We start from the raw sequence: 14,167 nt of genomic DNA, 5'->3' as shown, positions 1-14,167 counted from the left end.
TGCACGGGCTTCCGCATGATCATGTCGGTTGCCCGGACGTAGCGGCCCGGCGCGTCAGGCTGACATTGCCCGGACGGGCCCGCGCTCCCGCTCTGCGCGAGAAGTCGATCACGGCGGGCACGTCGTCCGCGGTGAAGAGCACATTTTCGCTTGCTCCACACCGCGCACCCTGCCGGCACCACCCGCCGGGCGCCCTCCCTTTTGGGGTCATGCGGCGCCGCTGTGGCGCGTAGGCGGCTCAGTCGACCAGCGACAGGTCGGTCCAGGAGCGACCCGGTCCTGCCGTCGCCCATAGGTCGAGCAACTCAGGGATCTCATCCGGAGGGGCGGCGACCGAGACCTGTTGGGTGCCGGCGTGCACGGATCGTGTCTGTTCATGGCTGCCTTCGCTGCAGCATGCGCAGATGAGCTCAAAGCTGCTGGCGGGCTCCGCACCGTAGCTGCGTCGCTCGAAGACCGCCGTGAGCTCGTCGATGTCGGACGCCGCGCCGGTCGAGACGGTCACCGAGTGAGTGGGCAGGTCGGACGCCTCGAAGAGCAGGATCTCGTCAAAGACGCTGTAGGTGTGTCCGTCCACGACCCGCTCGCCCTTCGGTTCACCGTCGTGCAGCACCACTTCGCCGAAGCGGCGACCCGAAGTGACCGGGACACTGATGACCCTGGCCCGGGTGGGGCACAACCGCGCGACCCAGACGACCTCTTGCTTGCCCGGAGAGCCCAGGCGCACGCAGCACATCCCGAACCGGCCGACAATCTCACCGTCGCCCTCCGGCACGGTCACCCCGAAGCCGGTCCAGGCGTCCCGAGCCACGGCCCACTCCCGCAGGATGGTTGCCGCGATGCCCAGGTTCCAGAACGCGGGGTCGCCCTCCCCGCGCGGCGCTCGCGCCGCTGCCTCGCGACCGAGCGAGAAAGCCTTGTCCCAGTTGCGCACGAACTTGTAGGCCAGCGCCGCGTCGTACCACCAGACGGCGCTCGGCGGCGCGTCGGGCAGAAGTGCGAGCAACTCCTCGTATCGGACGGCGGCGACCTCCCACTCCTCCGCCTCCCACGCCGCACGAGCCTGCCCGTACAGTTCTTTGGCCTCGTCCTTGCGCATTCCGATCCTCCGCCCACCCCGTCTGCACCGCGCAGCACGAATCGCGGAAGTCTGACACGCGCGCACCGCGACCACTCAGCAGGGTGGGGCCCAGCACCGGGGCCCCACCGACTCGCGGCCACCAAGGGCGCGATGTTCGCGTCGACCTGAGTGCCGGTCAGCTTGCGAATGACCATCGTGGCTGGCCTAAGTGGGCAGCCACTGTGCCGCGTTGCGAGTCCGCCGGATACCGGCCAGCCTCAAGTCGTGATCGTATTGGGTCCCTTACTCGTACAACCGTGCTTGGCATCACAAAGGCAACTGTCCGAAATGGTTACTTAGGGATCGCATGTCGTGAGTATCCCACTTGGTTGAGGCTTTGATCGGCGGCTAGCTTCACATCACATATTTGATTCTTATGGAATCTTCAGATTGTGGGGCGGCATGGCAGCGCGAAGGCGTCGTTGGGGAGCGGCGCGCGGGGTGGGGTTCGGCGTGTTGGCAGCGGTACTGGCCGGTGGTACTGCGGCGGTGCCGGCCGAAGCCGCGGCACCGGTTGCCCGGGCCTTCGACTCGGCGGTGACTGCCGCACAGGATGCGGGCGAGACGCCTTCCGAGGAGGTCGCACTGGCGGCGGCGAAGGCCGGCGGGGAACCAGTTGAGGTGACCCGGCTGCGTGAGGAACGCCGGGAGGTGTTCGCCAATCCGCAGGGCACGTTCACCGCACAGGAGTACACGCAGCCGGTGCGTACGCAGCGTGGCGGTACCTGGGTCCCCGTGGACGACACGCTGGTACAGCGTGCGGACGGCGGCTGGTCGCCGAAGGCGGCGACCGTGGAGATCGAGTTCTCCGGCGGCGGGACGGGCGCGTTCGCCCGGATGAACCGGGCAGGGCGCGAGTACGCGCTGACATGGCCGAAGGGTGCCCTTCCGCAGCCGCAGGTGGACGGCAACGTGGCGCGCTATGCGGAGGTGTTGCCCGGTGTGGACCTGGCGGTGCGCGCCGACGCCGAGGGCTTCGCCCACTATCTGATCATCAAGACGGCCGCAGCCGCTGCCAACCCGGCCCTGGACCAGATCGAACTGGGCCTGTCGGCCAAAGGCCTGACGGTCGAGGAGAACGCCGACGGCTCGCTGAAGGCCGTGGATGCGGCAGTGGGCGGCACGGTCTTCGAATCGGGACGCGCCATCATGTGGGACACCCGCGCTGCCGGCGGGGCGCCCGCCGCCCGCACCCTTGTCGCGGCAGGCCCAGCGGCAGCGCCGAAGGCGGAGCTGGATGCCGCGGACGGGGGCCGTAAGGCGTCCGTGGAACTCGAGGTGACCGGTAACAAGATCACCCTCACGCCGGATGCCGGTCTCCTGCGCGGGGCTAAGACCGTGTACCCGGTGGTGGTTGACCCCATCCCACGGACCACCAGCCGCACGGCCTGGACCTCGGTGATGTCCGGCATGCCCAACGAGCAGGACTGGGCATACAGCGGCAGCGCGGGCATGGGCAAGTGCCCCACCAACTACAACCCCACACAGTGCGCCGGCATCGGGGTGCGGCGGCTGCTGTTCACCTTCCCCACGTCGTTCTACGCGGGCAAGCAGATCATCAGTTCCCAGTTCTCCGCCCGGGTGGAGAGCGTGTACTGGGCCGACGCCAGGGCGGAGCCGGTCGATCTGTACCGGATCGGCGGCAAGAACTACAACGTCACCTCAGGCAGCAACTGGTCCAACACCAAGGACGACTGGTCGGACTACCTGATGACGACGGACACGGCGATCTCGCCGACGTCCTGCTCCAGCACCGGCACCAACCTGAACATGAAGAACGGTGAGCTGCTGGCTGAGGTGCAGGCGGCCGCCGCGGGCTCGTGGTCGAGCATGTCGCTGGGTCTGAAGGCGAAGGACGAGTCCGACTTCCCCGGATGGAAGAGGATCTGTGGCAACACCTTCCTGAAGATCGAGTACAACACTCCGCCGCAGCAGGTCGACTACCGGCTGATGTCGTCCAACCCCGGTGGTAAGTGCGTGCGGGATGCCGCAACCGCGCCCTACACCGATGTGCTGCCGCAACTGAGCGCGGAAGCACGGGACCCGGACCACACCGCGTCCAACACCGACCAGGTCAAGATGCAGTTCCAGGTGTTCTATACCGACACGGCGGGTGCGGAGCGGAACTACGTCGCGGAGACCGGCTACAAGTCACCGAGTGCGGGGACGGCCTTCACTCATCAGGTGGTTCAGCCGACCGCCGGCAACGGTGTGGGCATGTGGGCCCCCTCCTCGGGCACGGTCTACGAGCGTAACGCCGCAAATGCGGGCGGCAATGACGCGGAGTTCAAGTACGGAAGTTCGGGGATGACGCCGCTGTCGGGCGACTGGAACGGCGACGGTGTCGACTCCGTTGGCATGTACGACCCGTCGACCAGCACGTTCTACCTGCGCAACAGCAACAACGCCGGGGGCAACGACTACACGGTCAAATTCGGCAACGTCGGTGGCGACCTGCCGGTGGTCGGGGACTGGAACGGCGACGGCAAGGACACCATCGGTGTGTGGCGCCCGAGCAACCACATCGTCTACCTGAACAACGAGCTGACCAACAGCGTCGCCGATCTCACGTTCGCTTACGGCGGCACCGGCATGACGCCGATCGGGGGTGACTGGGACGGTGACGGCGTCGACACGATCGGCATGTACCACTCGGCGTCGTACAAGTTCTTTGTGCGCAACTCCAACAGCGCGGGTGTCAACAGCTACGAGATGTACTACGGGAGTCCCGGTGACAAGCCGGTGGTGGGCGACTGGAACGGCGACAAGATCGACACGATCGGCGTGTGGCGACCCAGTAACCATTACTACTACTTGAACAACGAGTCGACCAACAACGTCGCCGATCTCTCGTTCATCTACGGCGGCACGGGCATGCTCCCCATCATCGGCACCTGGCGCAGCGATGCCTCGATCCCGGCAACCTCGCTCATCTCCTGGCAGGCGCGGGCCTTCGACGGGGACGCGTGGGGGCCGTGGAGTTCCGCCAACGGGGGGCTGCGCTGCTTCATCCGCCGCGATGCGCAACGGCCCAAGGCTCCAGTAGTCACCGCTGATCCGTACAAGGCGGATGAGACGGTACGCGATGGGGTGGGCACGCCAGGCGCGTTCACCTTCGACGCCGAGGATTCCGACGTGCAGGGCTACCGCTACACGTTCGACGGCGAGGCGACGGCGGGCAAGTCGACCACCAACGGCGCCCCGGTGACCGTCAATTGGACGCCCCTGTGGGCCGGACGCCATTCGGTGACCGTTGAGGCCAAGGATGGCGCGGGAAACACCTCCAGCGTCCCGGCGTACTACGAATTCCTGGTGTCCGACGGCAAGGCGCCCGCCGGCCAGTGGAACCTGGCAGACCCGGTAGGGAGCCCCCAGGCGCATGACGAGACGGCGGACCATGCCGCCACGGCGGGCTCGGGAGCGGCGTTCGGCGTATCCGGACCGGGCGGCACCGCGGACTACGCGGCCCACCTCGACGGTAGCGCCGGGGCGTATCTGGATGCGGGCGGCAAGGTGGTGGACACCAACGCGAGTTTCAGTGTGAGCGCCTGGGTCAAGCCGGCCGCTGTGGATCGCACCATGGCTGTGGTCAGCCAGGACGGCACCGATGAGTCCGGGTTCGTGCTGGGCTACGACGCCGTTGCCAAGGCCTTCGTGTTCTCCACTCCGGACGCGGACGGCGAGATGACCACCCGATACCAGGCCAAGGCCACCGGCTACGAGGTCACGGCAGGCCAGTGGTACCTGGTGACCGGTGTCTACGATGCGACCGATCCCGCCAAGCCCCAGCTGAAGATCTACGTCAACGACCATGCGGCCTGGAGCGCCGATCGCCTGAAGCCGTGGTCCGCACCGGGCAACTTCCAGATCGGCCGCGCCATGTCCGCGGGTGCCTACCGCGATTCCTTCCAAGGTGATTTGGCCGAGGTGCGCGCCTACGACCGGATCCTGCCGCCGGCCCAGGTCGCCGAACTGATGACGGTCAAGCCCACGCGGAAGGCCTACTGGCAACTGGATCAGGCCACTGAAAACAGCGTGGCGAACGTGCAGGCGAACGGGGCGCCGCTGCTGGTGCACGGGGCGAGCATCTACCAGCAGGCGGACGAGCTGTCCGATCCGGCCCTGGCCGGGAGTGGTCATCTGCAACTGGACGGCGTGGACGACTGGGCCGACACCGCCGCGCCGGTGGTGAGCGGGGCAGGCAGCTTCACCGTCGCGGTACGCGCCCGTCTCACCTCGTTGGATCCGACCAAGTCCCAGACAGTGCTGTCCCTGCCGGGTCACAATGCCGATCGTCTCGTGGTGCGCTACCAGGCCGCCACCCAGCGATGGGAACTGGCAGTGACCGACGCCGACAGCGCCAGCCCGAAGGTGACCACGGTCACGGATGGCGACAGCCTGCCCACCGCAGATGCTTCTGGCAGTCATCTGGCGGTGACCTACGACGCCTTCACCCATCAATTGCGGCTGTACGTCGACGGTAATCACACCGATACGGCAACCGGCGTCGACGCCACGCACTGGCCCTCCACCGGCGGCGTGCAGATCGGACGCTCGGCACAGGCAGGCGGCAGCGCGTACTTCGCCGGAGCGATCGACGAGGTCCGCATGTATGAGGGTGCTGTCGATCAGGTGGCCATCCAGCGGATGGCCGTCAGTACACCGGTCTCGGACCTGTAGCGGCTGCTCTCCGACCTGCCCGGGGCCACCGGTATCGGTGGCCCCGGGCAGGCCGGCCGAATCGTCCCTTTGTTGCTCTTCCCATCCTTCCCTTGCGGAGTTGTGTGATGTTTCTACGCGGTCGGCTGCTCGCCTCTCGCATGCCCCGGCGTGCGGTGGCCGGTACCGTTCTGGGCCTGGCCTTGGCGCTGTCGGCCGGCACCCTCCAAGCCGTAGCGTTCGCGTCGGACTCCGGGCACCTCCCCGGCTTCGCGGACAATCCGGACCCGGTCACTGGTAAGGACGCGAAGGCGGCCAAGGCACGACCGGCGGATGCCGCGAAGAAGGCAGCGGTCAAGACCCTCGGTCCGGCCGCGTGGCCGGGAGCCGGAAGCATCGACATACCCCTGCCCGCGGCCACAGGAGCCAGGGTGGCGGCCGCGAGTGCCAAAGCCAGTGTGGGTGGTCTGCCCGTCGCGGTGCGTCCGGTCGCAGCCAAGGGGGTGTCCGCCGCGAAGCAGCCTGCCCACGTCAAGGTCACCTCACTGAGTCGTCAGACGGCACAGCGGTGGGGGAGTGCGGCCCTGCTCACCGTGGAGCGCGGTGACGCGGGGTCCGACGCGGCCCCGGTCCAGCTTTCCCTGGACTACTCGAAGTTCACCGAGGGGGCCGGGGGCGGTTACGGTTCGCGCCTTCGGCTGATCCAGTTGCCCGCGTGTGCGGCGACCAAGGCTCCCGGCCCGGACTGCCCCGCCACGTCCACGGCCATCGCCTCGACCAATGACACCGCCGCGCTGACCGTGAGCGCAACGGTGGCCGCGGCGCCGACCGCTGTGGCGGCGAGCACCCGGACGGCGAATACTCCGACGGCGAATGCCCGCACGGCGAAGGCCGCGCCGGCCGTGTACGCGTTGGCCGCCGACAGTTCGTCCTCGAAGGGCGACTACAAGGCCACTTCGCTGGCCCCGTCGGCGAGCTGGTCGGTGGCCAACTCCTCCGGCGGATTCTCCTGGAACTATCCGCTGCGGGTGGTTCCGACCCCGGGTGGTCTGACGCCCACGGTCGGCCTGGGCTACACCTCGCAGTCCGCTGACGGCCGCACGTCGGCCACCAACAACCAGGGGTCCTGGGTCGGTGAGGGCTTCGCCTACGAGCCGGGATATGTCGAGCGCTCCTACAAGCCCTGTGCGGACGACGGGCACGCTGCCTCCGGCGAGCAGTGCTGGGCCTTCGACAACGCCACGGTGATGCTCGGCGACTCGTCCGGTGAGCTCGTCAAGGACGACAAGACCGGCAAGTGGCACTTCGCCTCCGAAAACGGCTCGAAGATCGAACAGCTCAGCAACGCCGACACCGTCACCGGCAACGGTGACAACGACGGCGAGCACTGGAAGATCACTACGACCGACGGCACCGAGTACTACTTCGGTCTCAACCGCCTGCCCGGCTGGAGCGCCGGCAAGGAAGAGACAGGGTCGGCCTGGACCGCACCGATCTTCGGCGATGACTCGGGCGAGCCCTGCTACAACGCCACCTTCACCAGCGCGCACTGCGACCAGGCCTGGCGGTGGAACCTCGACTTCGTCAAGGACACCCACGGCAATGCCATGTCCTACTTCTACGGCAAGGAAGCCAACGCCTACGCGCTGAACGGCAAGACGGACGTCAACGGCACCAGTTACACCCGGGGTGGCTACCTCAAGCACATCGACTACGGCCAGCGCGCCGACGCCGCCTACGCCAAAGCCCCGGCCCGCGTGGTCTTCAACACCGCAGAGCGCTGCCTGCCGACCGACACCTTCGACTGCGCCCCCGCCAAGTTCACCACCGCCAACGCGGCCAACTGGCCGGACACCCCGGTCGACCAGTCCTGCAGGGTCGGCACCAAGTGCACTCTCAGCCAGGCCAGCCAGACCTTCTGGACGACCAAGCGGCTGACCGGTATCACCGCCCAGATGAGCACCGGCCCCGCCGTGGACGCCTACGGCGATGTGGATGCCTGGACCCTCACCCACACCTTCACCGACAACGGGGACGCCACGAAGACCCTGTGGCTCTCCAAGATCGACCACGAGGGAAAGGCCGGTGGTGGCAGCGAGAAGCTGCCCTCGCTGGAACTCGGCGGCGTGCACCTGAAGAACCGGGTCGACAGCGACACCGACAACACCGACGCCATTCACCGCTTCCGCCTGGCCACGGTCGTCAGTGAGACCGGGGCGCAACTGGACGTCACCTACGCGCCGACGGAGTGCACCGCCACCGCGCTGCCCAAGCCCGGAGAGTCCACCAAGCGCTGCTACCCCGTGGTGTGGGCCCCGCCGGGCACCATCGAGCCCAGGACGGACTGGTTCCACAAGTACGTCGTCCAGGAGGTCATCGAGACCGACCGCACCGGCGGTGGTGACGACCTGGTCACCCACTACGACTACCAGGGCAACGCCGGCTGGCGGCACGCCGAGCCGAACGGCATCACCGACGACAAGTTCCTGACCTGGGGGCAGTGGCAGGGCTACGGCAAGGTCACCGTCACCAGCGGAAACGGCCAGACCCCCGCGACCCGGCTGAACTACACCTACCTGCAGGGACTGGACGGCGACAAACTCCCCGGCGGCGGCACCCGCAGTGAGAAGGTGACGGACTCCACCGGCACCGAATACACCGGGGACAAGGAGTTCACGGGCTTCGAGATCGAGGCACAGACCTACGACAACGCCACCGGCGGCAAGGTCATCGCCAAGACGATCTCCGAGCCGTGGAAGTACGACACCGCCACCCAGACCAGGACCTGGGGCACGAACAAGGCCACCCTGGTCAAGGCGGGTTTGTCGCGCGGCTACACCCAGAAGTCCGACAACACCTGGCAGGCCACCAAGTCGTCCTCCACGTACGACACCTCGGTGCCCAACGGCCGGCTCCAGTACACCGAGGACCTCGGTGACCCCCAGGTCAGCGCGGACGACCGGTGCACCCGGCTGTGGTACGCCGACGACCCGGCCAGGAACATCTACGAACTCGTCTCCCGCAGCGAAGCCGTCACCGTCACCTGCGCCGCCACCCCGAACCGGAAAACCCAGGTTCTGGCGGACGAACGCACCACGTACGACGGCCAGAACAACGCGGTCAAGACCGAGCGGTTGACCGCCCACGACGGCACCACCGCCACCTACCAGGTCACCGGCATCACCGCGTACGACACGTTCGGCCGCCCGACCTCGCAGACCGATGCCGGGGACGCGACCACGGCCACCGCGTACACCGATCTCAACGGCCTGATCTCGCAGGCCAAGAACACCAACGCGCTGGGCCACATCACCACCACCGACTACGTCCAGGCCTGGGGCGTCTCGTCGGGCCAGACCGACCCCAACGGCAAGCGCACCGACCTGGCCTACGACGCGCTGGGCCGCCTGACCTCGGTATGGCTGGCTGACCGCGCCAAGACCTCCACCCCGAGCATCAAGTACACCTACAACATCCGGCGCGACAAGCCCACCGCGATCAAGACCGAGAAGATCGACAACGGCGGCAACTACGGCGTCGAATACCAGCTCTACGACAGCCTGCTGCGCCCACGCCAGAAGCAGACCGAGGGCCCCGGCGGCACCCGCATGGTCGGAGACGTCTTCTACAACGGCATCGGCAAGCCGAAGAAGACCAACGACACCTACAACGCCGCCGGCACCCCCTCCGACGAACTGCTGCTCGTCGCCAACGGCGCGGTCGGGGCTCAGAGCCTTGCCGAGTACGACGGCCTCGGACGTACCACCGCCGATATCTTCCAGGTGGCCGGCGTCGAGCAATGGCGCACCACCACCACCTACGACGGGGAACGCACCCACGTCGACCCGCCCACCGGCCAGATGCCGACCACCAGCATCGCCGACGCCCAGGGCCGCACCACCGAACTGCGCCACTACCACAGCGACGCACCGCTCCCCGGCTCGCCCGGAGCGCAGTACGACACCACCAAGTACACGTACACGCCCAGCGGCCAGTCGAACACCGTCACCGACGCCCAGAACCACACCTGGAGCTTCGAGTACGACCAGCTCGGCCGTCAGACCAAGACCGTCGACCCGGACGCGGGCACCGCGACCACCGTGTACGACGGACTCGACCGCCCGATCTCGACGGTCGACGCCCGTGGCAAGAAGACCTCGTCGGTCTACGACAAGCTGGGACGCACCCTCACCACCTGGAACGGCGACCCGACCACCGGCACCAAACTCACCGAGACCCGCTACGACAAGGCCGGCCGCCTCGGGCAGGCCTGGGCCACCCTGCGCTACACCAGCGCCACCGAGTACTTCGCCACCATCGTCCAGAGCACCGACGCCTTCTACCGCCCGCTGCGCACCGACTACGCCGTGCCCGCAGCACAAGGCGCCCTGAAGGGCACCTACTCCTTCACCACCGGCTACAACCGGGATGGCACCGTCCAGAGCACGGGCATGCCCGCCGCGGGCGCTCTGCCCAGCGAGGCGATCGCCTACGGCTACGACGAGCTGCAGCGCCCGAACGCCATGACGAGCGCGTCCACCTACGTCACCCAAGCCCTCTACACGCCCACCAGCCAGCTCAAGGGCCTGACGCTGTCCACGGGCGGCAGCAGCAAGAAGGTCCAGCAGACCTTCGCCTATGAGAAGGGCACCGACCGCCTCACCAGCTCCAAGACGGACATCTCCGGTGTCACCGGTGCGGTGAAGGCCTCGCAGTACGCCTACGACCAGGCCGGCAACGTCCTGTCGATCTCGGACACCGCGGGTGCCAACCCCGATGTCCAGTGCTTCGCCTACGACAGCGGCCAGCGCCTGTCCGAGGCGTGGACCCCGGCCGCCACCGCGGCGACCGCAACCGGCTCCGGCACCGTCGGCGGACAGGTGGGCGCCGACACTCCGGCCAGCACCCCCACCGCTTGCGCCGCCGCTCCCGGCAGCAGCGCGCTGGGAGGCCCGGCCGCGTACTGGAAGTCCTACACGACGGACTCCATCGGCAACCGCACCAAGGACGTCGACCACAACATCTCGCTGGATGCCTCCAAGGACGTTTCGCGCACGTACACCTACGGCGAGAACGGTGCCGGGCCCCACGCGGTCACCACTCTCACCGAGAAGAAGCCCACCGGAGAGTCCAAGTCCACCTACGGCTACGACGACGCCGGCAACACCACTACCCGCACCACCGGCGGCAACGCCCAGTCCCTGGAGTGGAACGACCAGGGCGAACTGACCAAGACCGCCGAGGCCGACGGCACGGAAACCACCTACCTCTACGACGCGGACGGCAGCCGCGTCCTGCGCCGCGACGCGAGCGCCACCACCGTCTACCTGCCGGGCATGGAACTGCGCCTGCCCACCGGCGGCAACACCGTGGAAGCGACCCGCTACTACTCCTTCGCCGGCGAATCCATCGCGGTGCGCCAGAACAACGGCGACCTGTCCTTCCTCGCCTCCGACCACCAGGGCACCAGCAGCCTTGCCATCAACTCCACCACCGGAGTCGTCAGCCAACGCCGCTTCGACCCCTATGGGGCAGACCGCGGGACGCCCACCGGCACCTGGCCCGGCGAAAAGGGCTTCGTCGGCGGCACCAAGGACACCCAGAGCGGGCTCACGCACCTCGGCGCCCGGGAGTATGACGCCGATATCGGCAAGTTCATGTCAGTCGACCCCATCATCGACTACTCCCAGCCCGAGCAGATGAATGCGTACTCCTACTCGCACAACTCACCGGTGACCTTCTCCGACCCCACCGGAACCTGCACCTTCGCACCCTTCTGCACAGGCTCACAGGACCCCTGCGCGGGCACCGTCGGCGTCTGCGCTCCGGCGAAGGACACCGAGTCCAAGGCCCAGCAGGACGTAGACGTCGCTCAGACGAACCTCAACAACAAGAAGCACCAGGTCAAGCAAGCCGTAAAGATCCTGATCGCCATTGTCAGGGATCTCATCGGTATCGACGCGGCCTTGGACTGTTTCTCGAGCGGAGACCTCGGGGCCTGCGGAGAGACCCTCCTCAACGTCGCAGGCAGCTTCGCCGGCGGCATCGCGGGCAAGATTCTTGCGAAGTACGGCACCCCATGGAAATGGGCCAAGGGCATCAAGCTCGCCAAGAAGGTCGTGGGCCTGGTCGGCGACCTCATCAGCGGCATCCGCGACATCGGCAAGGCATCCAAGACCCTCGGCAAGGCGAAAGACGCTCTCAAGATAGCCCGTGAGAAAGCCAAGGTCGCCGTAGCCAAGGGGAAGGAGCTACTCAGCAAGGAACCTGAATGCACCCACAGCTTCCTACCCGGAACCCTGGTACTGCTGAGTGACGGCACCTCCAAGCCGATTGAACAAGTAGCCCTCGGGGACACGGTCACCACCACCGACCCCGACACGGGCAAGTCCACCACCCGCGAGGTCGTCGCCACCATCACGACCGAGGACGACAAGCACTTCGTCGACCTCACCGTCAAGACCACGACCACCGACGCGGCGGCGATCGTCGCCACCACCACCCACCCCTTCTGGGTGGAGTCCGAAGCAAAGTGGATGAACGCCGGCGACCTCAAGCCCGGCATGACCCTCCACACCCCTAAGGGTGACCGAGTCACCGTCGAAGGGGTCCGCCACTTCGACAAGCGCCAGCGCACGCATGACCTCACCATCAGCGGCGTCCACACGTACTATGTGCTCGCAGGCGCCGCTCCGGTCCTCGTTCACAACTGCGACTTTGGTCCGGGTGTGGCAGACGAGAAATATGACAAACACGTGCTGGGTCACGATGACGAGGGCAATCCAACCCGTACGCCAGACATGCCGGAATATGACTATGACGGTGGATTTGAAAAAATGGTGGACGATGCGAAGAAGCTGATGTGCAGTGATACCTGCCCAGTCGGTGTCCAGGAGACCCGGCGGACTCTCAACGGGCAGACGACAATTATCCGTTTGGATTCGCAAGGTCGTGTTGGTATGCGTACGGGCAATAAGATAACGACCTACTTCAGGCCAGGGGTTGCTGGAGGGAAAAAACCTCAAGACTACTTCGACGCAGAAGCCAATAGGTAAATGCTCTGTCTGTCTGTCTGATTGGGAAGCGATGACTACCTGCGGAATTCTTGCTCATGAACATTGAGGCGTCGCGGAGGCTACTTGATGCCATAAAGGCCAGCGATGTTCCTGGTGTCGAGCGGTCCCTCGCCCTCGGCGCTGATCCGAATGCTTCGTTGGGTCGCACTCAGGGTTCAGCTCTGGCCTTTTCGGCTGGTACCGGGGACCTGCGTATTGTGCGTCTGTTGCTCGAGAGTGGAGCAGATATCGGAACCTCCGATCCGTATGTTCTCTCGCCGCTGCGTCGTGCGATTAAAGAATGTCACCCTGCGGTTACTCAGCTGCTGCTGGAACAGGGTGCGGTCGATTGGGAAACAGCTGGTCCCAGTGACGTTCTTGCTGACGCCATGAGCGCTGTTCGGCACATGCCGCACGCACCCGCTTTGCAGATTATGCAAATGGTGCTTGCTCATGGCGCTCGGCCCCAACCCGGATCGATGGCGTCCCTCGTCGGCGCGGTGGCGCTGAGGGTGCCGCCTGCGGTCCTGCGAGCCCTTGTGGGGGCCGGGGACGATCCGAACCAGCGACGTGGTGACGGTACGCCTGTGCTTGTTCTGGCTGCGCGTCGCGGAGATTCCGCCGCCGTAGATGTGTTGCTGCAAGCAGGGGCCGACGTCGATGCGGTCGACGCTGAGGGGCGGACTGCCCTGATGCATGCGGTTGAACGCGATGAACAAGATGTAGTGAGCGTCCTCCTCCTCGCTGGTGCGGACATCGACAAGATCAATGGCGACGGCACGACGGCCAGGGAACTTGCCAAGGGTTGGCAGCGGAAAAGAGTCCGGATTCTTCTGGGTGAACGCGTCGTTGGATTGGACTACGCTCCGATCCCTCGCAGCGTGATGGGTATCCGCGCGACTGGTTACACGCTCACGGGCGACCCCGACATATTCGAGCGATGGGCACGCTTGCTCGAGCACGCTGTGAAGGACCTCGGTAGTGAGGAATGGGAAGCGCATACAGGTAGGAGCACGGATAACGCTGTCGATCTCGTAGGACGCCTCCGTGATGAACCGCAGCCGGTCTCTAATGCTCCCTGGCATGCGCTGGGCATTACTGCTGATGAGCTTGCAGTTTTGAGGGCTGCGTTGCTTGAGCTGGCACACGGCAGTCCGGGAGCGATGCCGATCGGTATGGGTCAGGATGAGATCGTAGATATTTATGAGGAGCTCGACCGTCGGATAAATTGAGCGGCCTTGGGGCTGAGTTGGGGCGTTATCGGGTGGCCGCTTCATCGGGAGCGATAGTGATTTAAGGTTCGGCGAGTCGCACGTCTCGCAACTGGTTGATC

The 14,167-nt window shown here is 66.3% G+C and carries 4 protein-coding genes; 3 read left to right on the top strand and 1 reads right to left on the bottom strand.

Going from position 1 to position 14,167, the window contains the following annotated elements; all coding sequences use genetic code 11:
• Positions 1-238 precede the first annotated feature (238 nt).
• A complete protein-coding gene (locus tag O3X23_RS07035) occupies positions 239-1,099 on the bottom strand; it encodes a tetratricopeptide repeat protein (protein WP_269270307.1) in 861 nt (286 codons plus the stop codon).
• 474 nt (positions 1,100-1,573) lie between these two features.
• Between O3X23_RS07035 and O3X23_RS07030 the strand changes: the two genes are divergently transcribed.
• The 3 genes from O3X23_RS07030 to O3X23_RS07020 all read left to right on the top strand — a co-directional run bounded on the left by O3X23_RS07030 (position 1,574) and on the right by O3X23_RS07020 (position 14,066).
• Positions 1,574-5,800 carry a LamG-like jellyroll fold domain-containing protein gene (locus O3X23_RS07030; RefSeq protein WP_269270306.1) on the top strand — a complete coding sequence of 1,409 codons (4,227 nt, stop codon included), beginning with the start codon at positions 1,574-1,576 and terminating at the stop codon, positions 5,798-5,800.
• A gap of 107 nt (positions 5,801-5,907) precedes the next feature.
• Positions 5,908-12,834 carry a polymorphic toxin-type HINT domain-containing protein gene (locus O3X23_RS07025; RefSeq protein ID WP_269270305.1) on the top strand — a complete coding sequence of 2,309 codons (6,927 nt, stop codon included), beginning with the start codon at positions 5,908-5,910 and terminating at the stop codon, positions 12,832-12,834.
• Between the two features lie 56 nt (positions 12,835-12,890).
• Complete coding sequence (locus O3X23_RS07020) at positions 12,891-14,066, top strand: ankyrin repeat domain-containing protein (protein ID WP_269270304.1); 1,176 nt, start codon at positions 12,891-12,893, stop codon at positions 14,064-14,066.
• Positions 14,067-14,167: the final 101 nt, after the last annotated feature.

It is taken from the genome of Streptomyces sp. H39-S7, from assembly GCF_027158205.1.
Lineage (GTDB): Bacteria > Actinomycetota > Actinomycetes > Streptomycetales > Streptomycetaceae > Actinacidiphila.
This window is presented reverse-complemented; position numbering and strand designations above follow the sequence as displayed.